This is a genomic window from Sulfitobacter sp. 1A12056 (assembly GCF_043558125.1).
GTDB lineage: Bacteria > Pseudomonadota > Alphaproteobacteria > Rhodobacterales > Rhodobacteraceae > Sulfitobacter > Sulfitobacter faviae.
In genome coordinates this window covers 162,985-188,896 of the sequence record NZ_JBIFFY010000006.1, presented here as the reverse complement: position 1 = coordinate 188,896, position 25,912 = coordinate 162,985, and the positions used below count along the sequence as shown (strand labels likewise).

Annotated in this window: 23 protein-coding genes; 17 read left to right on the top strand and 6 right to left on the bottom strand. The window is 63.8% G+C overall.

Translation table 11 applies throughout. The features are described 5' to 3' along the window. Positions 1-15 precede the first annotated feature (15 nt). From folE2 to ACGYLD_RS12990, 3 genes are all read left to right on the top strand, one after another. Complete coding sequence (gene folE2, locus ACGYLD_RS13000; RefSeq protein ID WP_271693344.1) at positions 16-1,107, top strand: GTP cyclohydrolase FolE2; 1,092 nt, start codon at positions 16-18, stop codon at positions 1,105-1,107. A 215-nt stretch (positions 1,108-1,322) separates the two neighbouring features. Then, positions 1,323-1,571: a hypothetical protein gene (locus ACGYLD_RS12995; RefSeq protein WP_067262845.1), complete on the top strand. Its 249-nt coding sequence runs from the start codon at positions 1,323-1,325 to the stop codon at positions 1,569-1,571. Between the two features lie 81 nt (positions 1,572-1,652). After that, entirely contained in the window at positions 1,653-3,101 is a 1,449-nt protein-coding gene (locus tag ACGYLD_RS12990) for a TrkH family potassium uptake protein (protein WP_271693345.1), read from the top strand. Between the two features lie 66 nt (positions 3,102-3,167). Here the strand turns inward: ACGYLD_RS12990 and ACGYLD_RS12985 are convergent, their stop codons facing one another. Next, a complete protein-coding gene (locus ACGYLD_RS12985; RefSeq protein WP_394402769.1) occupies positions 3,168-5,018 on the bottom strand; it encodes a serine protease in 1,851 nt (616 codons plus the stop codon). Positions 5,019-5,173: 155 nt separating this feature from the next. Here ACGYLD_RS12985 and ACGYLD_RS12980 point away from each other — a divergent pair, with 155 nt between their 5' ends. The 10 genes from ACGYLD_RS12980 (at position 5,174) to ACGYLD_RS12935 (ending at position 17,038) form a co-directional block, all read left to right on the top strand. Further along, complete coding sequence (locus tag ACGYLD_RS12980; protein ID WP_271687775.1) at positions 5,174-6,121, top strand: glycine--tRNA ligase subunit alpha; 948 nt, start codon at positions 5,174-5,176, stop codon at positions 6,119-6,121. After that, on the top strand, positions 6,118-6,633 hold the full coding sequence (locus tag ACGYLD_RS12975) for a DUF6446 family protein (RefSeq protein WP_394402767.1): 516 nt from the start codon (positions 6,118-6,120) through the stop codon (positions 6,631-6,633). Before ACGYLD_RS12980 ends, ACGYLD_RS12975 begins: the two co-directional genes overlap by 4 nt. An 81-nt stretch (positions 6,634-6,714) precedes the next feature. Next, a complete protein-coding gene (locus ACGYLD_RS12970; protein ID WP_271687773.1) occupies positions 6,715-7,530 on the top strand; it encodes a DUF1206 domain-containing protein in 816 nt (271 codons plus the stop codon). A gap of 92 nt (positions 7,531-7,622) precedes the next feature. Further along, a complete protein-coding gene (gene glyS / locus ACGYLD_RS12965) occupies positions 7,623-9,710 on the top strand; it encodes a glycine--tRNA ligase subunit beta (protein WP_271693349.1) in 2,088 nt (695 codons plus the stop codon). Between the two features lie 74 nt (positions 9,711-9,784). Further along, a complete protein-coding gene (ppdK, locus tag ACGYLD_RS12960; protein WP_209217889.1) occupies positions 9,785-12,322 on the top strand; it encodes a pyruvate, phosphate dikinase in 2,538 nt (845 codons plus the stop codon). Between the two features lie 129 nt (positions 12,323-12,451). Beyond that, positions 12,452-13,093 (top strand): cell wall hydrolase, encoded by a 642-nt coding sequence (locus ACGYLD_RS12955; RefSeq protein WP_271693350.1) that lies wholly within the window; start codon positions 12,452-12,454, stop codon positions 13,091-13,093. Positions 13,094-13,199: 106 nt separating this feature from the next. Beyond that, positions 13,200-14,126, top strand: coding sequence for a dihydroneopterin aldolase (locus tag ACGYLD_RS12950; RefSeq protein ID WP_271693351.1), 927 nt, complete (start codon positions 13,200-13,202; stop codon positions 14,124-14,126). Beyond that, the gene (gene folP, locus ACGYLD_RS12945) at positions 14,126-15,133 is read left to right on the top strand and encodes a dihydropteroate synthase (RefSeq protein WP_271693352.1); all 1,008 of its coding nucleotides are present in this window, start codon (positions 14,126-14,128) and stop codon (positions 15,131-15,133) included. Before ACGYLD_RS12950 ends, folP begins: the two co-directional genes overlap by 1 nt. A 2-nt stretch (positions 15,134-15,135) precedes the next feature. After that, a complete protein-coding gene (glmM, locus tag ACGYLD_RS12940) occupies positions 15,136-16,485 on the top strand; it encodes a phosphoglucosamine mutase (protein WP_271693353.1) in 1,350 nt (449 codons plus the stop codon). Positions 16,486-16,546: 61 nt separating this feature from the next. Then, complete coding sequence (locus tag ACGYLD_RS12935) at positions 16,547-17,038, top strand: hypothetical protein (RefSeq protein ID WP_271693354.1); 492 nt, start codon at positions 16,547-16,549, stop codon at positions 17,036-17,038. A 42-nt stretch (positions 17,039-17,080) separates the two neighbouring features. Here ACGYLD_RS12935 and ACGYLD_RS12930 read toward each other — a convergent pair whose 3' ends face one another. Then, a complete protein-coding gene (locus ACGYLD_RS12930) occupies positions 17,081-18,001 on the bottom strand; it encodes a DMT family transporter (RefSeq protein WP_271693355.1) in 921 nt (306 codons plus the stop codon). Positions 18,002-18,077: 76 nt separating this feature from the next. Continuing rightward, positions 18,078-19,100: a ketol-acid reductoisomerase gene (gene ilvC, locus ACGYLD_RS12925; RefSeq protein ID WP_168611968.1), complete on the bottom strand. Its 1,023-nt coding sequence runs from the start codon at positions 19,098-19,100 to the stop codon at positions 18,078-18,080. 134 nt (positions 19,101-19,234) lie between these two features. Between ilvC and ACGYLD_RS12920 the strand changes: the two genes are divergently transcribed. The 3 genes from ACGYLD_RS12920 (at position 19,235) to ACGYLD_RS12910 (ending at position 21,329) form a co-directional block, all read left to right on the top strand. Beyond that, complete coding sequence (locus ACGYLD_RS12920) at positions 19,235-19,690, top strand: Lrp/AsnC family transcriptional regulator (RefSeq protein ID WP_271693356.1); 456 nt, start codon at positions 19,235-19,237, stop codon at positions 19,688-19,690. Then, on the top strand, positions 19,687-20,142 hold the full coding sequence (locus ACGYLD_RS12915; protein WP_067262685.1) for an Lrp/AsnC family transcriptional regulator: 456 nt from the start codon (positions 19,687-19,689) through the stop codon (positions 20,140-20,142). The genes ACGYLD_RS12920 and ACGYLD_RS12915 overlap by 4 nt, the downstream gene beginning before the upstream one ends. Before the next feature lie 62 nt (positions 20,143-20,204). Continuing rightward, complete coding sequence (locus tag ACGYLD_RS12910) at positions 20,205-21,329, top strand: aminotransferase class V-fold PLP-dependent enzyme (RefSeq protein WP_271693357.1); 1,125 nt, start codon at positions 20,205-20,207, stop codon at positions 21,327-21,329. An 18-nt stretch (positions 21,330-21,347) separates the two neighbouring features. Here the strand turns inward: ACGYLD_RS12910 and ACGYLD_RS12905 are convergent, their stop codons facing one another. Together ACGYLD_RS12905 and ACGYLD_RS12900 are read right to left on the bottom strand one after the other, a co-directional pair. After that, positions 21,348-22,547: a UbiH/UbiF family hydroxylase gene (locus tag ACGYLD_RS12905; protein WP_271693358.1), complete on the bottom strand. Its 1,200-nt coding sequence runs from the start codon at positions 22,545-22,547 to the stop codon at positions 21,348-21,350. Continuing rightward, positions 22,547-23,194 carry a pyrimidine 5'-nucleotidase gene (locus tag ACGYLD_RS12900; protein ID WP_209218181.1) on the bottom strand — a complete coding sequence of 216 codons (648 nt, stop codon included), beginning with the start codon at positions 23,192-23,194 and terminating at the stop codon, positions 22,547-22,549. Before ACGYLD_RS12900 ends, ACGYLD_RS12905 begins: the two co-directional genes overlap by 1 nt. A 101-nt stretch (positions 23,195-23,295) precedes the next feature. On the opposite strand from ACGYLD_RS12900, the gene ACGYLD_RS12895 reads away from it, so the two are divergent. Continuing rightward, positions 23,296-23,949, top strand: coding sequence for a GntR family transcriptional regulator (locus ACGYLD_RS12895; RefSeq protein WP_209217897.1), 654 nt, complete (start codon positions 23,296-23,298; stop codon positions 23,947-23,949). On the opposite strand, the gene ACGYLD_RS12890 is transcribed toward ACGYLD_RS12895, so the two are convergent. Beyond that, positions 23,900-25,843 carry a glycosyltransferase family 2 protein gene (locus ACGYLD_RS12890; RefSeq protein WP_271693359.1) on the bottom strand — a complete coding sequence of 648 codons (1,944 nt, stop codon included), beginning with the start codon at positions 25,841-25,843 and terminating at the stop codon, positions 23,900-23,902. The genes ACGYLD_RS12895 and ACGYLD_RS12890 overlap by 50 nt on opposite strands. Between the last annotated feature and the right edge of the window lie 69 nt (positions 25,844-25,912).

Sequence of the window (25,912 nt, the reverse complement as noted above, 5' to 3'; positions counted from 1 at the left end):
CCGGAGGGCCGCGCAATGAACATCGTGACTGAGATGTCCGAGACACCGGACCGGGAGGCGGCGCAATCCGCGCTCGCCACGCTGCGCGCTTGGGCCGAAACGGCCACCCCGGCTGAGATTGCGGCGCTGGACCCGGCCATGGCCCGGATGCTGGCCCCCGCCGAATATCCCGCCCTTAGCCGCGCCTATCCCGAAGATTTCACGGCGGGCGACAACTACCGCGCCAGCCTGCCGGACCTGCAAAACGGCCCCTCCAGCCTGATCCGCGGCGCGCAACAGTTGATCCAGCATGTCGGCATCTCGAACTTTCGCCTGCCGATCCGCTATCGCAGCCGCGAGGGCGGGGATCTGCGGCTTGAGACCTCGGTCACCGGCACGGTCTCGCTCGATGCGGAGAAGAAGGGCATCAACATGTCCCGCATCATGCGCAGTTTCTACCGCCATGCCGAGGCGACCTTTAGCTTCGAGGTGATCGAAGCGGCGCTGGACGATTACAAGGCCGATCTGGAGAGCTTGGATGCGCGAATTCAGATGCGCTTTTCCTTCCCGATGAAGATCGGCAGCCTGCGCTCGGGCCTCACGGGCTATCAGTATTACGACATCGCGCTGGAGTTGGTCGAACAGAACGGCGAGCGCAAGAAGATCGTGCATCTCGACTATGTCTATTCCAGCACCTGCCCCTGTTCGCTGGAACTGAGCGAACACGCGCGCCAGACCCGCGGGCAACTGGCGACGCCGCATTCGCAGCGCTCCGTCGCGCGGATATCGGTCGAGACGCGGGACGAGGGCGATTGCCTGTGGTTCGAAGACCTGATCGAGATTTGCCGCCGCGCCGTGCCGACCGAGACGCAGGTTATGGTCAAACGCGAAGACGAACAGGCGTTTGCAGAGCTTAACGCCGCCAATCCGATCTTTGTCGAGGATGCCGCGCGGCTGTTTTGCGAACAGCTTTTGGCCGATGGTCGGGTGGGCGATTTCCGCATCGTCGCCAGCCATCAAGAAAGCCTGCACAGCCACGATGCGATCAGCGTGCTGACCCAAGGTGAGACCTTTGCCGCGCAGAGCATCGACCCCAAGCTTTTCAACACGCTCTTCCACGTCGGCTGACCCCGGACGGCGCGGCAATCGCGCATTGGTTGTTCGCAGCCCGCGCCGCGCCCCTTTGCGGGGCATTCCGCCTGTCTTAGCGCGGAAATGGTGAATGTCGCCCTGTCAGCCCTGCAAGTCCCGACCAGCGGCTATGCGAAAACGTCGGTTCTGCTGCGGCGCAGCATTGTCTATCTAACGGTCATCGAAATACTGGAAATTGCAAAGGCAATCAGATGACCTACCAGAGCACTGCTCACCCCGCCCACTCCGTCTCTCCCCTCGAAGGGCTGCGGCGCGCCGGCGCCGGTCTGCGCCGCTTTTTCGCGGGGATCGGCCATGGCATCATGATGGGCTCCACCGCCCAACGCCGTTTTGAGCAGGTCCAAGGCCTGCAAGCGAAAAGCGACGAAGAACTGGCCGCCATGGGCATCAAGCGTGACGACATCGTTCACCACGTTTTCAAAGACCTCTACTACATCTAAGACGCCACGGACCGGGGCCAAATCGCGCCCCGGTCCCGTCTCGGCTTGACAGCGACGAGCGGCCAAGCCAACGCTGCGCGCATGTTGGATATACGACCTGTCGGATATGTCGTGGGCCTTTTGGTGGCCGTGCTCGGCCTTGCCATGATCATCCCGATCTTGGTCGATCTGGCCGAAGGCCGGGGCCAGTGGTGGGTCTTTGTCGAAAGCGCGCTGATCACGACGCTGGGTGGCGGTATGATCGCCCTCGCCAGCGCCAATGGAGTCCGTGAAGGGCTCACCATTCAACAGACATTCATGCTGACCACCGGCGTCTGGCTGATGCTGCCGCTCTTCGGGGCCTTGCCTTTCGTGCTGGGCGCGACCGAGGCCAGCGTGACCGACGCGATGTTCGAGGCGATGTCGGGGCTGACGACCACCGGGGCCACGGTGCTGACCGGGTTGGAAGACCTGCCCAAAGGTCTGCTGATCTGGCGCGGCATTCTGCAATGGCTGGGCGGCATCGGTATCGTTGTTGTCGCCATGGTCTTCCTGCCTGAGTTGCGGGTCGGTGGTATGCAGATCTTCAAATCCGAATCCTTCGACACTTTCGGGAAAATCCTGCCCCGCGCGGGGCAGATCGCAACGCAGATTTCGGTGATCTACCTCTGGCTCACGCTGGCCTGCATGCTGAGCTATCTGGCCCTTGGGATGACCACCTTTGACGCGACCGTACATGCGCTGACCACGGTCTCAACGGGTGGTTTTTCCAACTACGACGCCTCCTTCAGCACCTTTTCCGGCCCCGCCGAATATGTCGCCGCGATTTTCATGATCCTCGCGGCGCTGCCCTTCGTGCGCTATGTGCAGCTTATCAACGGCAACCCCGTGGCGCTGCACCGCGATCCGCAGGTGCGCGGCTTTTTCATGACGATGACCTTTCTGGTGGTGATCGTCTTTTTCGTTCTGCGCAGCGGCACGACCTACGAATCCGAGCGGGTCTTGCGGGAGGCGATCTTTAACATCACTTCCATCATCTCGGGCACCGGTTATGCCTCGGCTGACTATATGCAATGGGGCAGCTTTGCCGTGGCGTTGTTCTTTTTCATCGGCTTGATCGGCGGCTGCGCGGGGTCGACTACCTGTTCGATCAAGATCTTCCGCTATCAATTGCTCTTTGCCTCGATCCGCGCGCAGTTGCGGCGGATCCGCTCGCCCCATGGCGTCTTTACCCCGCGCTACGATGGCCGCCCGGTTGGGGCGGACGTGCTAAGCTCGGTGATGTCCTTCTTCATGTTCTTCGTCGTTTCGCTCGGCCTGATCTCGGTCGCGCTGAGCCTCACGGGGTTGGATTTCGTCACCTCGGTTTCGGGGGCGGCGGCGGCGCTGGCGAACATCGGCCCGGGCTTGGGAGAGATCATCGGCCCGGCGGGGAATTTCAGCAGCCTTAATGACACGGCGAAGTGGATATTGATCATCGCCATGTGGATCGGACGGCTGGAGCTGATGGCGGTCTACGTCATGTTCACCGCCAAGTTCTGGCGCGCTTGAAACGCGAAAGGGCGGCGCCGATGGCACCGCCCTTTGTCTTTGTCGTTTGGGGCTGAGCCCGCCGCGTTATTCCCAGCAGCTGACCAAGACGGTCATCCCCTGCGCGCGCAGGGTCAGGTCGCGCGGCGCGATCGGGCCTGTGGCCCCCTGCGCCTGTTTGCTGCCTAGCCCGGCCTCCTGCGCTGCATTTAGGATCACATCGCCATCGAGCGCAAAGCTCACGTCTTCGGGCAGTTTGCGGTCGGCATCCGGTTGGGGCAGCAACATGCCCACGACATGGCCATTCTCGTCAAAGACCGGACCCCCGGCATCGCCGGGCTGGGCGTTGACCGAGAGGCGCTTGAGGTTTTCATCGCCGTTCAGCCCCTTGAGGTCGGACAGCGCGCCAAAGGTCAGGGTCGCGGCACTCAGCACGCCCTCGTAGGAGTAGCCCGCGACGGATATTTCCGATTGCAGGCGCGGGGCCGCGTTGCTGAACTGGGCCACGGCCAGCGGGGCGAGGCGGCTTTCGGGTTTGAGCAGTGCAAGGCCGCGCGCCTCATCGGTGGCGACCACTGTGGCGTCGGTATCGGCGTCCAGCGTCACCCGCCCGCAAGAGGCCACGACTTCGCTGGTGGTGACGACCGCGCCATTGCCATCGATGAAAAAGCCGCTGCGGGCGATCTTGGGCTGGCGGATTTGCAGACCGGCGACCAGATCGATCGCCTGCGCGTCGCTGTTGCCTGCGCCGGCGTCGAGCACGCCGGGCAGACGCGTGAGGCTTTTGGACATCTCGGCCACCACGCGGCGGCGGCGGTCTTCGTCCCCGGCGGGCCAGATCAGGGTGAAGCCCTTGATCTGACCGTTCTCCAGCGAGACCTGCGTCTGGCTGATGATGCTGCCGTTCTCGCCGATCAACTCAAAGGAATTGCGCTTGCGCTCGCGCGGGCCATCCAAGGGGACGATCTCAAGCGTTTGCATGATGTCGTACAGGCCATAGAGCGTATCTTGATTGCCCGGCTGGCTGATCAACAAGACCCGCGCGCCGATGTTGCCACTGCTGTCGTAATGGGCAAAGGGCGGCTCGTAGCGGGCGAAGTCGACCTCGGCGGTAGGCATCATGATCTCGATCCCGGCCTTCTCGTCGCGCACCAGTTGCAAGCCCAGCCCGTCGAGCACGGCGTTATACTGCGCCATCAGAGCCGCCCGCTGGCGCGTGGTCAGCACACCGGTCGGCTCATAGCTGTTGGCGCCCTGCCACGCGCGCATGGAGGCCCGGGTGCCACGGCCAAAGGCACCGTCAATCGCGGCATCATAAAAGCCCGCCCATTGCAGGGCGATTTGCAGGTCTTTGCGCTCCTGCGCCGAAAGGGCGCGTTCCGAGCGGCGCGCCTCTGCCGGGGTCTCATCTGGTTCGGGCGGGGTGGGGGCCGGTGCGGTCTCGGCCTCTGCGGCTTGGGTTTCACCCTCCGTCCCTGCCGGATCAAGCGGGGTTGTCGTGACATCGGGGGTGCTGCTGCCCGCGGCGGCTTCCTCTGGCGCAATGCCATCCACGCCCACGGGGGCGTCGATCACGCCGGTTTCCAGAACGTTGTCACCAACGGGCCAGAACTGCTGCTGGAAACGGCTGGATTGCTGAATGAAGCTGTCGCGCGGCACCAGACCGTCGCGCACATAGCTGCGCAGCACTAGTTCCGCATCCTCGCGCCGGTAGGGGCCCACGGCGATGCCGTACCAACCGCCGCCCAAGGCAAAGCCATTCACGTCATCCAACAGGGTCTCATAGGCGCGCGCCCGGTCCGTGGCTTCGGCCAAGGACGGTTGCGCCTCGATCTGAACCCAAACGACATCCTCTGCCGATTGCGCCCGCGCAAGGCCAGCCCAGGTCAGGCTCAGGGCCAAGAAGATCGCCACGGGGGCACGTAGAATTCGCTTCATCGTCACTCAACTCTCGCAAAACCAAATCCGAGCCAGATTACGCCGGAAAGCGGCGCGAATGCCATGCCAAAGGGGGCGAAATTCTGATAAAGCTGTGATTGACCCCCATGGCTTGCAGACGTAGGAAAGGCGCGCATCATTAAGGGGCAATCACCATGTCTGACGCAGCGCAGAAACCACGCTCTTTCCAAGAGATCATCCTTGCTTTGCAGAGCTATTGGGCGCGGCAGGGCTGCGCGGTGCTGCAACCCTACGACATGGAAGTGGGCGCGGGCACCTTCCACCCGGCCACCACGCTGCGCAGCCTTGGCACACAGCCTTGGGCTGCGGCCTATGTTCAGCCCTCGCGCCGCCCGACCGACGGGCGCTATGGTGAGAACCCGAACCGTTTGCAGCATTACTACCAGTATCAGGTGCTGATCAAACCCAGCCCCCCCAATCTGCAAGACCTGTACCTCGGCTCGCTCGAAGCCATCGGCATCGACATGGCGTTGCATGACATCCGCTTTGTCGAGGACGATTGGGAAAGCCCGACGCTCGGCGCTTGGGGTCTGGGTTGGGAAGTTTGGTGCGACGGCATGGAAGTCTCGCAGTTCACCTATTTCCAGCAGGTCGGCGGCCATGACTGCCACCCGGTTTCGGGCGAGCTGACCTACGGGCTGGAGCGTCTGGCGATGTATGTGTTGGGTGTCGACCACGTCATGGACATGCCCTTCAACAGCCCCGACGCGCCGATCCCGCTGACCTACGGCGATGTTTTCAAACAGACCGAAGAGGAATTCGCGCGCTGGAACTTCGACACGGCCAATACCGAGGTGCTGCTCGATCAGTTCAATGAGGCTGAGGCGCATTGCAAATTCATCCTCGAACAACCCGCCGAGGACCCCAAGACCGGCAAGCGCATCGTCATGGCGCATCCAGCCTATGACCAATGCATCAAAGCGAGCCATATCTTCAACCTGCTGGATGCCCGCGGCGTGATCTCGGTCACTGAGCGGCAGGCCTATATCGGGCGGGTGCGGGCGCTGGCCAAGCAATGCGCGGATGCCTTCGTGCAGACCCGCGCCGGCGGCTGGACGCCCGAGGCGGACAGCGCGGCATGAGCGGCAAGATTGTTGGCATCGTGATCCTCGTCTCCGCAGTGATCGCCGGTGCGGCGCTCTATTACCTTCAGATCTATGGCTTTTACCATGATGTGCCCGAGGCCAAGGTCGAACTCGTCTCTCTGACGACGGAGGAGGCGGAGGAGATCGCGGCGAACAACCTACAGGCCATCGACGCCGACAGTTCCCCGATCCGGTTTCGCGCCTGTTTCGAGCATGACATCAGCCTCGCCATGGCGACCGAGACCTATGAGATGACCGACCACACCGATCCGCGCAACGCGCCGGGCTGGTTCGATTGTTTCGACGCCCCCGCCATCGCGGCTGAGATCGAAGCGGGCAGCGCGCTGACCTTCCTCGGCGGCAAAAACGTGCACTACGGCGTCGACCGGATCGTGGCACTGACCGACGACGGGCGCGGCTATATCTGGCATGAGCTGAACGACTGCGGTGAGAAGTCCTATGACGGCACCGTGGTGGGCGAGGCCTGCCCGGAACGCCCCGCCGACTGACCTTATCCCCGCGCGCGGACCCTTTCGGCGGAACCTTTTGACGCTGCCGAACGCTTGTCCCCACATAGAACGGGGGCAAGAATGTCAGAGAAAACACATGAGGGGCTGAAATGGGTGATGCGCGCAGGCTATGGCGCGCGCGGGGTGATCTATACGATCATCGGGGGGCTGGCGCTTTTGGCCGCCCTGAAACGCACCCAAGCCTCGGGTACGAAAGACGCCCTCGCGGCGCTGCGGGATGAGCCCTATGGCATCCCCGCGCTCTTTGCCATCGGCATCGGGCTGCTTGCCTATCTGGTCTGGCGTGTGGCTGCGGGCGTGAAGGATGTCGAAGACCACGGGACTGACGCCAAGGGGCTGATCGCGCGGCTGGGGCAGATCACGACCGGGCTGATCCACGGCGGTATCGGCGTCTCGGTTCTCGCTCTGGCGCTGAGCGGCAAGAACTCCGGCGGCAGTTCCGCGCAGGACTGGACGCAAAAGCTGATGGCCATGCCCGCCGGGCGCTATATCGTGGCCGCGGGAGCGCTGATCCTGCTGGGCGCGGGGATTTACTACGCCTACAAAGGGCTGAGCGGGAAGTATAAGGGCCATCTGGCGCGCACCCATTTCACCGAAAGCATCGACCCCATCGTGAAAATCGGCCTTGTCATCTATGGCGGCATTCTCGCGCTCGTCGCCTTTTCGCTGGGCTATGCGGCGCTCACGGCCAACCCCGAACAGGCGGGCGGTCTGGGCGAGGCGCTGCAAGACCTGCGCGGCATGGCCTTTGGGCGCTTCCTTCTGGGCGGGGCCGGGCTGGGGCTGATCGGTTTCGCGGTCTATAACTTCGTCGAAGCGGGCTACCGCGTGGTGCCAAAATTCTCCGACCCGGATATCCGCACCTTGTTGGATTAAACGCGGGGCGGGGGGCTAGACCCTCCGCCTAGCACTCGTTATCCAAGCCCCCGATGAGACGCCGCCGTCGCGGCAAGAATTGGGGGCCGCCCGTGCCAGATCTGCTGATTGAACTTTTTTCCGAAGAAATTCCCGCGCGGATGCAGAAACGCGCGGGCGAAGACCTGCAAAAGCTAGTGACCAATGGTTTGGTCGAGGCCGGTCTGACCTATGGCTCCGCCGCCGTCTTCACCACCCCGCGCCGCCTGACGCTGGCGCTTGGCGACATGCTCGCCGCCAGCCCCCGACAGGTGGAAGAGCGCAAGGGCCCCAAGGCCGACGCGCCCGAGAAAGCCATCGAAGGCTTTTTGCGCGGCGCGGGTCTGACGCGCGACCAGCTAGAGGAGCGCGACACGCCCAAGGGCAAGGTGCTTTTTGCCAAGATCGAGAAGCCGGGCCGCCCCGCCGCCGAGATCGTGGCCGAGGTGCTGGAGCAGACCATCCGCAACTTCCCTTGGCCCAAGTCGATGCGGTGGGGCACGGGTAGCCTCAAATGGGTCCGCCCGCTGCATTCCATCCTCTGCGTCATCAGCGATGAGGCCGGGGCCGAGACGGTGCCGCTCACCATCGACGGCATCACCGCCGGGAACACCACGCGGGGGCATCGCTTCCTCGCCCCCGATGAGATCGAAGTCTCGGGCTTCGAGGATTATCAGGACAAGCTCAGCCGTGCCTTCGTTGTGCTCGACCCCGCCGCGCGGGCTGATACGATCTGGCATGACGCCACCAACATGGCCTTCGCCGCCGGGCTGGAAGTGGTTGAGGACGCAAGGCTTCTGGCCGAAGTCGCGGGCCTCGTGGAATACCCCGTCGTGCTGATGGGCCGCATCGGCGAGGATTTCCTCGGCCTGCCGCCGGAAGTGCTGCAAACCTCCATGAAAGAGCATCAGAAGTTCTTCTCGGTCCGCAACCCGAAGTCGGGGCAGATCGAGCGGTTCATCACCGTCGCCAACCGCACGACCGCCGACGAGGGCGCCACGATCCTCGCCGGGAACGAGAAAGTGCTGGGCGCGCGGCTCTCGGACGCCAAGTTCTTCTGGGACAACGACCTGCGCACGGTCACCACCGGCGCGGGCATGGAGACTTGGGTCAAGGCGCTGGAAAACGTGACCTTCCATAACAAGCTCGGCACTCAGGCCGAGTTGATCGACCGCATAGCGACGCTCTCGCGCGAGTTGGCGCCGCTGGTCGGTGCTGACGCTGACGAGGCCGAGAAGGCCGCCCGCGTCGCCAAGGCCGATCTCAGTTCCGAGATGGTCTATGAATTCCCCGAGTTGCAGGGCCTGATGGGCAGCTACTACGCGCGCAAGGCGGGGATGTCGGATGCCGTCGCGGACGCCGCGAAGGATCACTATGCGCCGCTGGGGCCGTCCGATGACGTGCCGACCGCGCCGGTGTCGATTGCCGTAGCGCTGGCCGAGAAGATCGACAAGCTCACCGGCTTCTGGGCGATTGATGAGAAACCGACCGGAAGCAAGGACCCCTTCGCGCTGCGCCGTGCGGCTTTGGGTGTGATCCGGATTTTGGTTGAGAATGATGTGTCGCTGACACTGAACGACGTACTGGGCCAAAGCGCCGAGATCGTCGGCGACCGTGACGCGGGCCGGGCTGACACTGCCGACATTCTGGGCTTCATCCACGACCGCCTCAAAGTCTATCTCCGCGACCAAGGCATCCGTCACGACGTCATCGACGCCTGCATCGCCATGGACGGCAGCGACGATCTCACCCTGCTGGTCAAACGCGCCCGCGCCCTGTCAGAGACGCTCAAAACCGACGATGGCGAAAACCTGATCCAAGGCTTCAAACGCGCCAACAATATCCTCAGCCAAGCCGAAGAGGCCGATGGCGTGGAATACTCCTTTGGCGCCGATCCGAAGTTTGCCGAGACGGAGGCCGAGAAAGACCTCTTCTCTGCACTCGACAAGGCAGAGGCCAAGATAACCCCGGCAATGGCGGCGCAGGATTTCTCGACTGCGATGGCGGCCATGGCCGAATTGCGCGGGCCGATCGATGCCTTCTTTGAGGCGGTACAGGTCAACGCCGAGAACCCCACCGTGCGGCGCAACCGGCTTAATCTGCTGAGCCGCATTCGCACGATCTGTAGCGCCGTGGCGGACTTGACCAAACTGGACGGCTGACCCCAGAGGGGGCGAGATCCCTTGCCCCTTCTGCCTCAACCCCTATGCTGCACCGGAACGATTAAGGTGCCGCAGTGCAGAACGACCCCCATACCACGCTGGTGACCCCCACCGCGCCGATTGCCAATACCACCCATGGCGGGCGGGCCAAATGCCTGCAACGTCTCGTGCGGCTCGACCTGCCGGTGCCGCGCACCATTGCGCTGTCCTTTGACGCGGTGCAGCAGATCGCGCGGGGCCAGATGCCCGACGTGCAGGCGGTGGTCGATCAGTTCCCGAAGGGTGCGCTGCTTTGCGTGCGGCCCTCCAGCCAAGACCCCGATTGGGGCGGGCCGGGGGCGGTACTGAACATCGGGATCAACGACGCGCTGTTTGAAAGCTATGCTGGCACCATCGGCGAAGGGCCAGCGGCGGCGCTTTATTCGCGTTTCGTGCAGTCCTATGCGGTCAATGTCGCGCGTCTTGATCCGGATATGTTCGACGATGTGAATGGCGATGGCCGCGCGGCGCTGATGGAATCCCTGCGCGCCTATGAGGCCGAGACCGAAGAGCGTTTTCCCCAAGACCCGGCAACGCAACTGGCGGCGGTGTTGCGGTCAATGGCGCGGGCGTGGAATGGCACCTCGGCGCGGCTGTTGCGACAGGCGAAAGGCGCGCCTGCGGATGCGGGGCTGGGTCTGGTGGTGCAAGAGATGGCCTTTGGCGTGGGGCAGGGGCAATGCGGCTCGGGCGTGTTGCAACTGGTCGACAGCGACACCGGCCTGCCGCAGATCACCGGGCGCTATCTGAGCCAGAGCCAAGGCCGCGATGCGCTCGAAGGCGATGCGGCGGCGATGTATCTCACCCGCGATCCGCGCGGGCCATCGCTCGAAGAATTGGTGCCCGAAGCCTTTGCCGAGTTGAAGGATCACGCGGCGCTGATGCGCAAGAGGCTGCGGGCCGAGATGCAGGTCGAGTTTGTGATCGATCAGGGCAAGCTGCATATCTTGGACGGTGTGAAGGTCGCGCGTTCCTCCCGTGCGGCGGTGCGCATCGCCGTGGCGCTGGCCGATGAGGGGATCATCAGCCGCGAGGAAGCACTCATGCGGGTGCAGCCGCGCACGCTGTCGGAACTGCTGCACCGCCAAGTCGACCCAAGCGCCAAGCGTGACGTGATCGGGCGTGGCATCGCCGCCAGCCCCGGCGCGGCGACCGGGCGGATCGTCTTTTCCGCCAGCGACGCGCAGGCCAGTGCCGCGCGCGGGGAGCCTTGCATCCTCGTCCGGCGTGAGACCTCGCCCGAGGATATTCGCGGCATGCATGCCGCCGCCGCCGTGCTGACTGAACGCGGCGGCATCACCAGCCATGCGGCGGTGATCGGGCGCGGCATGGGGCTGCCTTGCGTGGTTGGTGCCTCGAACATGCGCTTTGTGGTGACCCAACGGCAGATCATCGCCCCCGACGGGCGGGTCTTTGTCGAAGGCGATCAAGTTACCGTCGATGGCTCCACCGGGCAGGTGCTGGCGGGGGCGGCCAAGATGCAGGAGGCCGCGCTCGACGATACCTTTAACCGGCTGATGGGCTGGGCCGAGGACGTGGCCGACATTGGCATTCGCGCCAATGCCGACACGCCGACCGATGCCCAGACCGCGCGCAACTTCAACGCCCATGGCATCGGGTTGTGCCGGACCGAGCATATGTTTTTCGAGCCGGGCCGCCTCACCGTGATGCGCGAGATGATCTTTGCCGAAAGCGGCGAAGACCGCCGCGCCGTGCTGGAACGTCTGCTGCCCATGCAGCGCGAGGATTTTACCCAGCTTTTCCGCATCATGCAGGGTCAGCCGGTCTGCATCCGCCTGTTCGACCCGCCGCTGCATGAGTTCCTGCCCTCCGACAAAGCCGGGCAGCGCGAATTGGCCGAGGCGCTTGGCCTTCAGATGTCCGACGTGACGCGGCGTGTGGCGGCGATGACGGAGTATAACCCGATGCTGGGCCTGCGCGGCGTGCGCTTAGGGGTCACGGTGCCCGAGATCTACGAGATGCAGGCCCGCGCCATTTTCGAGGCCACGATCGAGGCCAGCCGCGATGGCGAGCCGGTGGTGCCCGAGATCATGATCCCGCTGGTCAGCGCCCGGCGCGAGGTGGAACTGGTGAAAGCCAGTGTTGATGCCGTGGCCGCCGCCGTGCGCAGCGAGCGTGACGCGAGCTTTACCTACCGCCTTGGCGTCATGGTGGAGACCCCGCGCGCCTGTCTGCGCGCCGATGATATCGCGCCGCATTGTGCCTTTCTCAGCTTCGGAACCAACGACCTGACGCAGATGACCTACGGTCTCTCGCGCGACGACGCGGGGCGCTTCATGTCGAACTACGTGCAACAGGGGGTTTACCCGGAGGATCCGTTCCATGTGCTCGATACCGATGGGGTCGGCGAATTGCTGCAACTCGGGGCGGAAAGAGGGCGCAAGGCGCAGCCCGGAATCACCCTTTCCATTTGTGGGGAGCATGGCGGCAACCCCGAATCCATCGCCTTTTGCCGCGAATCGGGGTTCGATTATGTTTCCTGTTCGCCATTTCGCGTGCCAGTTGCACGTCTGGCCGCCGCCCAACTCGCCATTGCCCACAAGATCGGGTAGGGGCGGCGGGCTCCAGCCCAATTTATACCATAATTCGGCGAGTTTCTGCACGTAACGTCTGGTTGGGTTTACCGCCGGGAACCTTTTGGCTATCCGCCCCGCAGCCCTAACAATGATGCGAGGCGCATAATGCGTTTTATCCGGTCGATCTCTTTTGTTCTTTCCATGGCGCTGTGCAGCAGCCCGCTGGCGGTTCAGGCCAGCTCTGAAAGTGCGAGCGATCTTGCGCAGATTGAAATTCAAGGTCTGAAGTCCGCCGGTGCGGCGCGGCTTCAGGAGATGGTCGCACAGCCCGTGTCGGCCAGCGCGACAGATGTGAAATTCTCCACGGCTTGGATCGACAGCCAGCCCAAGGCCGAAGGCAACGCCGAATTGCAGTGCCTTGCCGAAGCGCTGTATTTCGAGGCGCGCGGTGAGACGGTCAAGGGCCAGTTCGCCGTGGCCGAAGTGATCATGAACCGGGTGAAATCCGCCCGTTTCCCCGGCACGCTTTGCGGCGTGATCAACCAAGGGACCGGGCGCAAGTATCAGTGCCAGTTCACCTACACCTGCGACGGCCACAAAGAGGTCATCAATGAGCCGCGCGCTTTTGCCCGTGTCTCGAAAGTCGCGCGTGCGATCATCGACGGCAGCGCGCCGAAGCTGACCAATGGCGCGACCCACTATCACACCACTGCCGTGAACCCCAATTGGGCGCGGGTCTATACCAAGACCGCGCGGATCGGGCAGCACCTCTTCTATCGCCACACATGGAAGACCGCCTCGAACTGAGGGGCGGGATGTGCCTTCGGGTGCTGGCCTGCCGCCGGTGGGCCTGCTAAATGTGCATCGAAGCGCCCCCGGTGGGGCCATTACCCTGATCCGATAGGCGCTGCCGATGTCCGACGACGAAATTCGACTTGCCTTTGCCCACCCTTCCGAGCGGGCAGAGACGATGGCCGGCCCTGAGCCGCGTGATCGTATCTCCCTGCGCGATCATATCGTCGAGGTTGAGATCGGTGCCTTTCAGGCCGAGCGGGACGTGACCCAGCGGGTCTGCTTTAACGTGGTGGTCGAGGTGGCCCCCCTGACGGGTGTGGTGGACGACGATGTCGACCGTATCCTATCCTACGACCGCGTGACCGAAGCCATCGCCGCCGAGCTTGCCGCCGAACGGCTCAACCTTTTGGAAACGCTGGCCGAACGGGTGGCCGACCGTATCCTGATCGAGCCGCAAGCGATGCGGGTTTTCGTGCGGATTGAAAAACTCGACCGGGGCCCCGGTGCCCTTGGGGTCGAGATCGTCCGCGCGCGGGAAGAGGCCGCTTCGCAGGACGCGGGCCAAGAGGCTCCGCAGCCGCGCGTGGTTTATCTCTCCAACGCGGCGATTGCTTCAGCGCGTTTGCCGGGATGGCTGGACCAATTGAAAGCCGCTGCGGAGCCGGTAATCCTCTGTGTCGGTCCCCCCGACACCCCTTTGCCACAGGCCGAGGATGAGAAAGCGCAGCGCCACATTGACCTCTTAGCCATCGAACAGAACGCTTGGTTGCTTTCAACCCGCGATCCGCGGGGCGCGGTGGTCGGCAGCCGGACGGAGTTGGACTGGGCGATGAAGAACGGCCAGATCAGCATCTGGGCGCCTGCGCGGATCGTGCTCGACGCGGTGGACGGCCCCACGGCCCCGCCAAGCGCAGCACCCGCCTTGGCCGCTTGGTTCGCCGAGAGTTCATCGGGCTGCGAATTGGTGCTGATCGGCGCAGACCAGCCCGAGGGCACGGCGCTGCCTATGCGCCTGCTTGACGTCGACAGCGCGGAGATCGTTTGATGACCGACTACCACCGCCCCTTGGTTCAAATCGGCCCCGCGCGGCCCGAAGCTGCGCTGACCCTCGCGGGCGGTTGGGGCTGGTTCACCCATGTTGAAGTCCTGTCGCGGGGGCAGGCGCCGCGCGTGATTCCGGCAGATGCGCTCCCCTACGCCGCGCGCGATGCCCTCACCGCGCCGCGCCCAGCCATCGCGGGTTTGAGTTTCGACCGCCCCCGCGTGATGGGCATCCTCAATGCCACGCCTGACAGTTTCTCAGATGGGGGCCGCCATGCCGACCCGAAGGTCGCGGTTGCGGCGGGGGCGGCGATGCGGGCGGCGGGGGTCGATATGCTCGACATCGGCGGGGAATCCACACGCCCCGGAGCGGAGACCGTGCCGGAGGGCGAAGAAATTGCGCGTGTTCGACCGGTGATCGAAGGGCTGCGGGCCGCCGGGGAGGGGGCGATCAGCATCGACACCCGCAAGGCTGCTGTGGCCGAAGCCGCCGTGGCGGCGGGGGCGGATCTGGTCAATGACGTGGCAGGGCTGACCTTCGACCCGGCGCTTGCGCCCTTCTGCGCGGCGCGGGGGCTGCCGGTCTGTGTCATGCACGCCCAAGGCGACCCGGCCACAATGCAGCGCGACCCGCGCTATGATGACGTGCTGCTCGACGTCTATGACTATCTGGCCGAGCGGATCGCGGCGCTTGAGGCGCAGGGCATCCCGCGCGCAAATATCATCGCCGATCCGGGCATCGGCTTTGGCAAGACGCTGGAGCACAACCTCGCGCTGCTTGCGCGGCTGAGCCTGTTCCACAGCCTCGGGGTGCCGATCTTGCTCGGTGCGTCGCGTAAACGTTTCATCGGCACGATCGGCGGCGGCGCGGCGGGGGAAGATCGCGCGCCCGGCTCCATCGCGGTGGCCCTGGCGGCACTGAACCACGGGGCCCAAGTCTTACGCGTTCACGATGTGGCGCAAACCATTCAATCCATTTTACTTTATCGTTCGGCACTGGCAGGAAAATAGATATGACAAAGCTTTTTGGTACAGACGGCGTGCGGGGCACCGCCAATATTCACCCCATGACCGCCGACATGGCGCTGCGTATCGGTGCCGCCGTCGGGCGCTATTTCCGGCGTGAGAAAAGCGGCGTGCACCGTGTGGTCATCGGCAAAGACACGCGCCTGTCAGGCTATATGTTCGAAAACGCGCTGACTGCGGGCCTCACCAGCACCGGCATGAACGTGTTGCTGCTGGGGCCGGTGCCGACACCCGCGGTGGGGCTTTTGACGCGTTCCATGCGGGCCGATCTGGGGGTGATGATCTCGGCCAGTCACAACCCGGCCAGCGACAACGGCATTAAGTTCTTCGGCCCGGATGGGTTCAAACTCTCCGATCAGGTTGAGCAGGAAATCGAAGCGCTGGTCGCCGAGGGGGTCGAGCCATCGGCGCCGGATCAGATTGGCCGGGCCAAGCGGATCGATGACAGCCGCTTTCGCTATATCGAACGGGTCAAATCCTCTTTCCCGCGGCAGATGCGTCTTGATGGGTTGAAGGTGGTGATCGACTGCGCCCATGGCGCGGCCTACCATGTGGCGCCGATGGCGCTGTGGGAATTGGGGGCGAATGTGATCCCCGTCGGCGTGGACCCGAACGGGTTCAACATCAACGACGGCTGCGGTTCCACCCAGCCGCAATCGGCGGCGGAGGCCGTGGTGGCCAATGGTGCCGATGTGGGCATCTGCCTTGACGGCGACGCTGACCGGGTGATCCTGATCGATCAGAATGGCCGCATCGGCGACGGCGATCAGTTCATGGCGCTGATGGCCGCGCGTTGGGCCGAAGAGGAGCGTCTTGCGGGCAAGGCGCTCGTCGCTACGGTGATGAGCAATCTGGGGCTGGAGCGTTTCCTGAACGACCGTGGTGTGCGGCTGGAGCGGACCGGCGTCGGCGACCGCTATGTGGTGGAGCGGATGCGCGAAGGGGGCTTCAACCTCGGGGGGGAGCAGTCGGGCCATATCGTGATGACCGACTATGCGACCACGGGCGACGGGCTGATGGCTGGGATGCAGTTTCTGGCCGAGATGGTCCGCTCGGGCAAACCTGCCTCGGAACTGCTCTACCAATTCGACCCGGTCCCGCAGCTGCTGAAAAACGTGCGCTTCTCCGCCGGGCAGACCCCGCTGGAAAACGCGCAGGTCAAAGCCGCCATCGCGCAGGCCGAAGGCGATTTGGCGCAGGGTGGGCGGCTGTTGATCCGCAAATCGGGCACGGAACCCTTGGTGCGCGTCATGGCCGAACATGAGGACGCGGCACTGATGGAGCGTGCGGTCAATAGCGTGGTCGAAGCGGTGGGTAGGGTGGTCTCTACAATTTAAGGTTGATGGGTATCTGGTCGGCGTGCATAGTTTGATGGTTTAACTTTATAGGATTTCCCCAATGCGCTTTTCGCTGACTTTCTGCGCCACCCTGTTTCTCGCCGTCCCTGCATTTGCCGATATGAAGGCGCAGGTTCTTGCGCCGTGGAATGGCAAGACTGTCCCCGCCGGCCAGCAATGCACCCTGTTCGGCGGTAAGGGGATGACACCGCCCTTTCAGGTCACCGGTCTTCCCACCGGGACCGCGATGGTCGTGGTCGAGTTCAATGACCGTAGTTATGGCCCTCTGTCCTCCGGCGGTGGGCATGGGACAATCGGCTATAACGTAAAGGGCAGTAGCGCCAAATTGCCCGCGGTTCCGGGACTGACCGCGAAAATGCCGCGTGGCGTGCAGGTCATCAAAGCGGCAAGGGGGACGGGCGACTACCGATCTGCCGGTTATCTGCCACCCTGTTCAGGGGGAAAGGGCAACAGCTATGAGGCCGTGGTGAAGGCCGTCAACGGTGCCGGAAAGGTGACTGCAAAGACCAAAATGGCCTTGGGACGCTACTGATCCGACGGGTTCGCGGGCGCGTTCGTCGGCCGCGAGCCTACCTCAGCTTCCCCGGAACAACCGTTTCAGCGCGCCGTATTGGCTGAGCCCGACCCCCGCAAGGATCAGCGCCATCGCGTAGAGCAACGACATTGGCAGCGGCTCTGACAGGACCAGCGCGCCCAGCAGGACGGACCAGACCGGCACTTGGTAGTTCACCAGTGACATGAAGACCGGCCCCGCGGTGCGCACCACATAGACCCGCAAAAACGCCGCGCCTGCGGTGGGGATGAGGCCGAGAAAGGCCAGCACGGCCAGTATCTTGGGCGCGGGCAGGGGCGGCGGGCCCTCGCTGAGGAAGGCGGCGGGCAGCATGACCACGGCACCGATCAGCATCAGCACCGTCCCGAGCCCGATCGGATCAACCGAAGGCAGCCGCCGCATGAGGATTGAGCTTACCGCATAACAAGAGGCCGCGGCGACGCAGGCCATACGCCCTGCCGTCTCCATCGCAGCGCCGGTGCTTTCAAACGCCTGCCCGCCGATCAACACGACGACGCCGACAAAACCGATGACAAAGCCGCCGACCTTGCGCGGGGTCATGCGCTCTCCCGGCAGCAGGAAATGGGCCATGGGTAGGACGATCAGTGCGACAGAAGCCATGGTCACCCCAGCAAAGCCCGAGGTCACATATTGCTGCCCCCATGCGAGCAGCGAAAAGGGCAGGGCCGAGCTGATGATGCCGATCGTCACCAGCACGAGGATGTCGGAGGCAGAGGGGCGCGCGGTGAAGAGCGCGAACCCCCGCAGGGCCCAGAGCGCCAGCATCACCACCGCCGCCAACCCGATCCGCGAGGCGGCGAGCCAGAAGGGCGTGATCCCGGTGAGCGCCACTTCGGTAAAAAGGAAGGTGCCCCCCCAGACAAACCCCAAAAGGGCGATCAGCAGCCAGCTTGTCAGCGTGATTTGAGGCGTGGTGTTCATCGGGGCTCCGGCGTAAAGGCAAAGACCCCGGCGCGAGGCCGGGGTCGATGTCGTCTTATCTTTGGGGAGATTTGGCTCAGTTCTTGGCCTTGTCCACCATCTTGCCTGCGGAAATCCACGGCATCATCTCGCGCAGCTTTTCGCCGACCTGTTCTATGCGGTGCTCGTCGTTGATGCGACGGGTCGCTTTAAACGAAGGCTGGCCCACAGCGTTTTCCTGCATGAAGTCACGCACGAATTTGCCGTTCTGGATGTCGGTCAGCACGTCTTTCATGCGCTTCTTGGTCTCGTCGTAGGGCAGGATGCGAGGCCCGGAGACATATTCGCCGTATTCCGCGGTGTTCGAAATCGAGTAGTTCATGTTGGCGATGCCGCCTTCGTAGATCAGGTCCACGATCAGCTTCACCTCGTGCAGGCATTCGAAATAGGCCATCTCGGGGGCGTAGCCCGCCTCGACCAGTGTCTCGAAGCCCATGCGGATCAGTTCGACCAGACCACCGCAGAGCACGGCCTGTTCGCCGAAGAGGTCGGTTTCGCATTCTTCACGGAAGTTGGTCTCGATGATGCCGGAGCGGCCGCCGCCGATGGCGGAGCAATAGCTAAGGCCGATTTCAAGCGCCTTGCCGGAGGCGTCTTTGTCCACGGCCACAAGGCAGGGCACGCCGCCGCCTTTGGTGTATTCGCCGCGCACAGTGTGGCCGGGGCCTTTGGGGGCCATCATGATCACGTCGACGCCTTCTTTCGGCTCGATCAGGCCGAAGTGCACGTTCAGACCGTGGGCGAAGGCGATGGCGGCACCTTCGCGGATGTTGTCATGCACGTATTTCTTGTAAGTTTCGGCCTGAAGTTCATCGGGCATGGTGAACATGATCAGGTCGGCCCAAGCGGCGGCTTCGGCGATGCCCATGACCTTGAGGCCTTCGCCCTCGGCTTTGGCAGCGGAGGCGGAGCCTTCGCGCAGGGCGACGACGAGGTTCTTGGCACCCGAGTCGCGCAGGTTCAGCGCGTGGGCGTGGCCTTGGGAGCCGTAGCCGAGGATCGCCACCTTCTTGTCCTTGATGAGGTTCACGTCGCAGTCGCGGTCGTAGTAAACGCGCATGATCTTGTCCTTTGGTTTGTCTCGTTCTGGGTCTCACCATAGCGAAGTTGCGCCCAGTAGCCATTGTCATCGCAGAGGTATTTGTGAAAGGATGAAGATAGTTATTCGTGGTATCGCTCTAAAACGGAAAAATCATGCTTGATGATCTGGATCGCCGTATTCTGCGCTATTGGCAGGCAGAGCCGAGTCTCAGCCCCGGGGAATTGGCGGAGCGGTGCAATATCACCTCCGGCAAGGCGGCGCGGCGGATTGCGCGGCTGCAAGATCAGGGGATCGTGCAGGGCAGCGGGGTGGTGATTGATTGGGCGGCGCTTGGCTATGCTTTGGAGGTGTCCTTGCGGGTGACCTTGGACAAGACGCAGGCGAATGCTTTTGATGTTTTCACGGCAGAGGCGCGGCAGGTGCCTGAGGTGATCGAGTTGCAGACCTTTTTGGGGCGTGTCGATCTGCGGCTGTCGATCATTGCGCGGGACATGGGGCATTATCAGCAGATTTACCGCAGTCGCATCCTGACCCTGCCGCATATCGCTGAGATTGAGGCGCTGATGCATGTGGCGCGGATCAAGACGCAGGAGGGGCTGCCGCTGTGATCGAGCTTGATGACATTGACCGCGCTTTGTTGCGGGCGCTGGCGCGGGACGCCAATCAAAGTGCCAGTGCCTTGGGGCGCCGTTTGGGCCTGTCGCAGCCTGCGACATGGCGGCGGATCAAACGGCTGGAGGAGGGCGGCGCGATTGCCGGGCGGCGGTTGCGCTTGAATGCCGAGGCTTTGGGTTTTGGCGTCACGGTGTTTCTGGGCATCAAGCTGGCCACGCGCGGGCGGGTCAGTTTGGAGGATTTCGAGCGGGCGGTTTCGGCCATTCCCGAGGTGCAGACGGTGGAACATGTTTTGGGGTTGTTCGACTATCGTCTGCGGGTCGTGGCGCGAGACCTGCCGGATTTCGAGCGTGTGCTCAGGCGTCGGATCATGACCCTGCCCGGCGCGGGGGAGGTGGAGGCCAACGTGCTGTTGAGCGAAGAGCGCCTGCCGGGGCCGCTTTAGCCGCATTTGCCTTTTGCCGTGGCGGGCCATATGCCTTTGCTTCGAATGATGGAGGAAGAACGATGGCATTGCTCGACACGGTAGACCCTTCGGGGCTTGATGAATTCAGCGTGGTCTTTACCGACCGATCGCTCAACCACATGTCGGCGGAGTTTCAGCAGGTCATGCGCGACCTCTCGACCTGGCTGGGTGAGGTCTATAACGCCGATGCCGTGTTGCTGGTGCCCGGTGGCGGCACCTACGCGATGGAGGCCGTGGCGCGGCAGTTCGCGCGGGGGCAGGATGTGCTGGTGGTGCGCAACGGCTGGTTCTCTTACCGCTGGAGCCAGATCATCGAGAGTGCCGATCTGACCAATAGCGCCGAGGTGATGAAGGCGCGGATGCAGGGCAATGCCAGCCCCGCGCCCTTTGCGCCCGCCCCGATCGACGAGGTCACCGCCGCGATCCGCACGCAGAAGCCGCAGGTGGTGTTCGCCCCGCATGTGGAGACAAGCTCGGGCATGATCCTGCCGGATGACTATATCAAGGAAATGGCCACGGCGGCCCATGAGGTGGGCGCGCTGATGGTGCTGGATTGCATCGCCTCGGGCTGTGTCTGGGTGGATATGAAGGCGCTTGGGGTAGATGTGCTGATCTCGGCCCCGCAGAAGGGGTGGAGTGCCTCTCCCTCGGCCGGTTTGGTGATGATGTCGGCGCGGGCCGAGGCGCGGCTGAATGAGACCACGTCGGACAGTTTTGCCATCGATCTGCGCAAATGGCGCGACATCATGAAGGCTTATGAGGCGGGCGGCCATGCCTATCACGCCACCATGCCGACGGACGCACTGCGCGTGTTCCGCGATACGGTGCAAGAGACGCGGGACTATGGGTTTGACCGACTGAAAGAGGCGCAGTGGCGGTTGGGCGAAGCGGTGCGTCAGGTCTTGGCCGACCGCGGTGTAACCTCAGTCGCCGGAGAGGGGGTCGCCGCGCCGGGGGTGGTCGTGTGCTATACTGCTGATCCCGATGTGCAAAACGGCAAGGCTTTCGCCGCCCATGGCATGCAGATCGCCGCCGGGGTGCCGTTGCAGGTGGGGGAGCCGGATGATTTCCGCACCTTCCGTCTGGGGCTGTTCGGATTGGATAAGCTTTATGATGTCGACGCGACCGTGGCGCGGCTGACGGCGGTGTTGGATGAGGTTCTGTAAGACCCTCTGCGCCGCAGTTCAGCGGCGCAGGCCCAGCCCCATTTGCATCAGCATTTTTCGCACCGGGGGCAGGGCGTAGAGCGCGTTGAGCCCTGCCGCCCGCGCGTCTCGGGCAAGCGGGCTGCTGGCTTGGCTGGCGCGGTTCAACAGGTCGATGCCCCGGACCCTGAGCGCGATATCGGCGTGGCGGGCCTTGTGATAGGCCTCCAGCATCTCGGCATCGCCGAGGCGTTCTGGTGCGGCGCGGGCGAGTTCCAGCAGGGTCGCCATATCGGTCAGCGACATGTTCAACCCCTGTGCCCCGATGGGGGGCAGCACATGGGCGGCTTCCGCCACGAGGGCCAGCCGTTCGGCAGAAAGACGTTTGGCCTCTCGGCTGATGATGGGCCAGAGGGCACGGGGGCTGGCGAGGGTGAGCGGGCCGAAGAGATTGGCCGACCGGGCGGTCGCCTCGGCCTCAAAAGCGGCGGGGTCGCGCGTGGCGCGGGCCTGGGTTGCGGGGCCATCGTCCATCCAGACCACGGCAGAACAGGGCATGCCGTCGCGGTCGGGCAGGGGCACGAGGGTGAAAGGACCGCCGGAGCGGTGCACCTCGGTCGAGACGTTTTCATGGGGGATCGGATGGGTCACGCAGAAGGCCAGTGCCTTTTGCCCGTAGCGCCGGGTGGTGACCTCGATCCCGGCGGCTTCGCGCATGGGGCTGTTGCGCCCGTCGGCGGCGATGACGAGCCGGGTTCTGATCCGGCTGCCATCGCTCAGCCCCACGCGCGCTTCACTTTGGCGGGTGAAAAGCGTGGTGGTGCCGGTGCCGGGGCGGAAATCCACGTTCGGCAATTCGTTAAGCCGGGTCAGGATTTCGCGCCGCAGCAGCCAATTGGGAAAGTTCCAGCCGAAGGGTGCGTCAGAGATATCGGCGGCGTCGAACTCGCGGGTCACCCGCGGCGTCGGGTCTTCGCCGCCCGCATCGACGATCCGCATGATTTGCAGGGCGGCGGCATGGGGGGCAAGACAGTCCCAAAGACCCGCGTCCTCCAACAGGCGCCGCGCCGGTTGCAGCAGCGCGGTGGAGCGCATGTCGGCCCCCTTGGCGGCGCCATCGGTGACGGGCGGGGTGGGGTCGACGCAGATCACATTGAAGCCCGCCGCGCCAAAGGCCGCCGCCGCGGTCAACCCGGCGATGCCGCCGCCGGAAATCAGGATATCGCAATCGAAGGTCATCAGCCCGCCACCCGTGTTAAGAATTCGCAAAGATCTTGCGTATGGTAGTGGATGTGATCGCCTTCGCCACGTTCCGGGGCCACATGCACCGTGCGCATCCCCAGAGCGTGGGGCGCGGCGAGGTTGCGTGGATCATCCTCGAACATGGCGGCGGAGGCGGTCTGGAACCCGTCGATGCCAAAGACCTTGTCATAGGCGGCGGCTTCGGGTTTGGGCAGGAAATCAGCGTGTTCGACACCATAGACCGCGTCGAAAAGCCCCGAAAGGCCGCGGGCCTCAAGCACCCGTTCGGCGTAGGGCGCGCAGCCGTTGGTGTAGACGATCCGCCGCCCCGGCAACACGCGAATGGCCTGAGCGAGCAGGGGATCGGGGGTGAGCCGGTCCATCGGGATGTCATGCACCTCGGTCAGGTAGGGGCCGGGGTCGACGCCGTGTTCGCGCATCAAGCCGGCCAGCGTGGTGCCGTATGTCTGCCAATAATGCTGGCGCAGGTGGTTGGCCTCGGCGCGGTCGACCTTGATCGCGCGCATCACCCAATCGACCATACGCGCTTCGATCAGGTCGAAAAGCCGCGCCTCGGGCGGATAGAGTGTCTGGTCAAGGTCGAAGACCCAAGTGGTGACATGAGAAAAAGCATCGCGCGGCATGGCGCAGAGGTAGGCCGAGACGCGCAGCCGCGCAAGCCCTGCCGGGTTGCGCAAATGGTCGCGGTGAGTAAGGTGGCGCAACTTTCAAGGACTGATAGCTGATGCCCGACCCCAAGACCGGCCCGACCGACGCCTATTCGATGATTCTGGAGGCCATCGACATTGGCACCTATCGCCCCGGTGACCGCTTGGTGGAGAGCGAATTGGCCGAGCGTTTCGGCGTCTCGCGCACGCCGATCCGCGAGGCATTACAACGGCTTGAGACGCAGTCTCTGCTCATGCGGGACGGGCGTAGCCTGATCGTGGCCTCGCTGGATCACAACCAGATGGCCGAGCTTTACGTCGTCCGGGGCGAGCTGGAGGGGCTGGCCGCGCGTCTGGCCGCTCGCCATGCCACCGCCGAGGAGGTGCGCGTGCTGCGCGAGATGGTGGATGCCGACAACGCGCTGGCGGGCAATCCCAATGCGCTGGCACGGGCGAATAAACGGTTTCACAAGCAGATCCATCTGGCGTCGCACAACCGCTATTTGGTGCAGCAGCTCGACCTCGTGCACCGCTCTATGGCCTTGATGGCGACTTCATCTCTCGCGGTGGAAGGGCGGGGGGAGATTGCGCAGGCCGAACATAACCGCATCGTGGAGATGATCGAAGCCCGCGATGAGGATGGCGCGGATGAGGCGCTGCGCACGCATATCTCCGTCGCCTTCATGACCCGGTTGAAGCAGGAAGCGGCCCGGCGCGAGGATGATTTTTGAGCCTTTTGCGGGGTTTTACATAGCGCGGCAGAGTATGCCCATGGGCGGTTTTGTCCCAAAAATGTGGGCTGCGATAGAGCTCAAACAGCGCTTTGGCGGCGGCCAAGGCGCCTAATGCGAAGTAGAGCGGGCAGGTGATGACCCACGGTAGCAGATGCCGTTGACCCCGGTTTGAGACCGCGATGGTGGCGACGCAGAAGTTCAGCAATTCCGATAGGATGAACAGCGCGAAGATCGCCGTCAGGACGGGTGGCGCAAGCCAGTCCGTGACCGGGTGATACAGCCCGAAAAAACTCAGCCACAGCGACCAGAGAAGGGGCGCGAGGGCGAATTGCGAAACCGTGGAGAGGAAGATCGCCTGCACGCCAATGAACCGCAGGGGGCCGAGGTCTTTCAGCAGGGCGCGTGGTCTTTGCATATGGACCGCCCAAGTGATGAGATATCCCTTCAGCCAACGGGATCGTTGCCGCACCCAAGGCCAAGGCCGGCAATTGGCCTCTTCATAGGTGATGGTGCGCATCAGTTCGGTCACATAGCCGCGCCGTGCCAGCCGGAGGCCCAGATCGGCATCCTCGGTCACGTTATGGGCGTCCCAAGCGCCGAGCCGTTCGAGGATGTAGCGCCGGAAAAACAGCGTGGTGCCGCCCAGCGGGACGACCAGCCCCAGCCGGGCCACGCCCGGTAGGATCACCCGCCACCAAGTCGCATACTCGATCGCAAAACAGCGGGCCATCCAATTGCCGCGGCTGTTGTAGAAATCCAGAACCCCCTGCAAACAAGCGGTATTTTCGGGCGCGTTGTGAAAGCGGGTGACAATCTGTTCGATCTGGTCCGGCTCCGGCGCATCCTCCGCATCCCAAACGCCGATAATGCTGCCGCGGCAGAAATCGAGCGCGTAATTCAGCGCGCGGGGTTTGGTTTTAAGCGCGCCGGTATCGGGCACTTCGATCACGCTGATCCATGGCGGCAAGGGTGTGCGTGCGATGGTCGCTCGGGTGAGCTTGTCACTCGCTTCGAGGACCAGAACCACCTCCAGCAGCGATTTCGGGTAGGTGAGCCGCGAAAGCCGCGCGATCAGCGCCTGCGCGATCTCTTCCTCATGCAGCAAGGGCACGAGGACCGAGACGCGGGGCAGGCGAAATCCCTTAATCTCTGCGGCATTCGGCGGCGACCGTGGGGGCTTGGGCCGGGTGAGAGAGGCCCAAAGGGCCGCGGCTTTGAGTCCGCTGGTTAGCAGCAGAGTGAGCGCGCCACAGAGGAGAGCGATCGTAAGGAGGGCGGAGGGGAAAAGCACCAATAGCGCAAAGAGCGACAGCAGAATACCCCGCAGCGCAAACCGCCGTTTCCAGCTGCGCACGCCCCAGTTTCGACAGCTTTCTGCATCCGCCACGCGGGTGACGGCATGTTCCGCCAGTTCCGCGGCATAGAGCCTGCCGATCTGGGTCTGCACCTGCCGGGGGTCGGCGACGACCAGCACCAAAGTTTTCCCCCGCTCCCCCAAGGCGTTGCAAAGGTGAGGAAAATCCGCGGGGCGACCGCTGGCCACGAAAAGCCGGTCCCCCAGTTCCAGCCATGGCACGGCACCGAATTGCAGACAGAGACGCGCGGGTATCCGAGCCGCAAGACGTTGATCGCAGGGGCTGCGGGTCAAGTCGACAGGTTGGGCGCCATACTGCCGGGCAAGCGCTTTGACGATGTCATCGGAGGCGACCAAGCCTTCGGTGGCCAGAACTTCGCCCAGAGGGGCGTCGATGCGGCGCTGTAGGTCAAGCCCGTGCAGCAGATCGCGCGGGCCAATGACCCCTGCGGCGATCAGATGTTGGCCCAACCGCATCCGGCGGGCGGGCGCGGTGGCCATCCGCGGCGCTGAGAGTTTCAGGCGAAGGTTGCTCATTCCGTGCCCCGTCGAGGTTCCGGAATGAGACTGGCAGGCGACCGTTAATCGAGAGTTAAAAGTCGCCTG

Bases quoted from the DNA above. Each gene is read 5' to 3' on its own strand.
- folE2 (WP_271693344.1), top strand. From the start codon at position 16: ATGAACATCGTGACTGAGATGTCCGAGACACCGGACCGGGAGGCGGCG.
- ACGYLD_RS12995 (WP_067262845.1), top strand. From the start codon at position 1,323: ATGACCTACCAGAGCACTGCTCACCCCGCCCACTCCGTCTCTCCCCTC.
- ACGYLD_RS12990 (WP_271693345.1), top strand. From the start codon at position 1,653: ATGTTGGATATACGACCTGTCGGATATGTCGTGGGCCTTTTGGTGGCC.
- ACGYLD_RS12985 (WP_394402769.1), bottom strand. From the start codon at position 5,018: ATGAAGCGAATTCTACGTGCCCCCGTGGCGATCTTCTTGGCCCTGAGC.
- ACGYLD_RS12980 (WP_271687775.1), top strand. From the start codon at position 5,174: ATGTCTGACGCAGCGCAGAAACCACGCTCTTTCCAAGAGATCATCCTT.
- ACGYLD_RS12975 (WP_394402767.1), top strand. From the start codon at position 6,118: ATGAGCGGCAAGATTGTTGGCATCGTGATCCTCGTCTCCGCAGTGATC.
- ACGYLD_RS12970 (WP_271687773.1), top strand. From the start codon at position 6,715: ATGTCAGAGAAAACACATGAGGGGCTGAAATGGGTGATGCGCGCAGGC.
- ACGYLD_RS12955 (WP_271693350.1), top strand. From the start codon at position 12,452: ATGCGTTTTATCCGGTCGATCTCTTTTGTTCTTTCCATGGCGCTGTGC.
- ACGYLD_RS12950 (WP_271693351.1), top strand. From the start codon at position 13,200: ATGTCCGACGACGAAATTCGACTTGCCTTTGCCCACCCTTCCGAGCGG.
- folP (WP_271693352.1), top strand. From the start codon at position 14,126: ATGACCGACTACCACCGCCCCTTGGTTCAAATCGGCCCCGCGCGGCCC.
- glmM (WP_271693353.1), top strand. From the start codon at position 15,136: ATGACAAAGCTTTTTGGTACAGACGGCGTGCGGGGCACCGCCAATATT.
- ACGYLD_RS12935 (WP_271693354.1), top strand. From the start codon at position 16,547: ATGCGCTTTTCGCTGACTTTCTGCGCCACCCTGTTTCTCGCCGTCCCT.
- ACGYLD_RS12930 (WP_271693355.1), bottom strand. From the start codon at position 18,001: ATGAACACCACGCCTCAAATCACGCTGACAAGCTGGCTGCTGATCGCC.
- ilvC (WP_168611968.1), bottom strand. From the start codon at position 19,100: ATGCGCGTTTACTACGACCGCGACTGCGACGTGAACCTCATCAAGGAC.
- ACGYLD_RS12920 (WP_271693356.1), top strand. From the start codon at position 19,235: ATGCTTGATGATCTGGATCGCCGTATTCTGCGCTATTGGCAGGCAGAG.
- ACGYLD_RS12910 (WP_271693357.1), top strand. From the start codon at position 20,205: ATGGCATTGCTCGACACGGTAGACCCTTCGGGGCTTGATGAATTCAGC.
- ACGYLD_RS12905 (WP_271693358.1), bottom strand. From the start codon at position 22,547: ATGACCTTCGATTGCGATATCCTGATTTCCGGCGGCGGCATCGCCGGG.
- ACGYLD_RS12900 (WP_209218181.1), bottom strand. From the start codon at position 23,194: ATGCCGCGCGATGCTTTTTCTCATGTCACCACTTGGGTCTTCGACCTT.
- ACGYLD_RS12895 (WP_209217897.1), top strand. From the start codon at position 23,296: ATGCCCGACCCCAAGACCGGCCCGACCGACGCCTATTCGATGATTCTG.
- ACGYLD_RS12890 (WP_271693359.1), bottom strand. From the start codon at position 25,843: ATGAGCAACCTTCGCCTGAAACTCTCAGCGCCGCGGATGGCCACCGCG.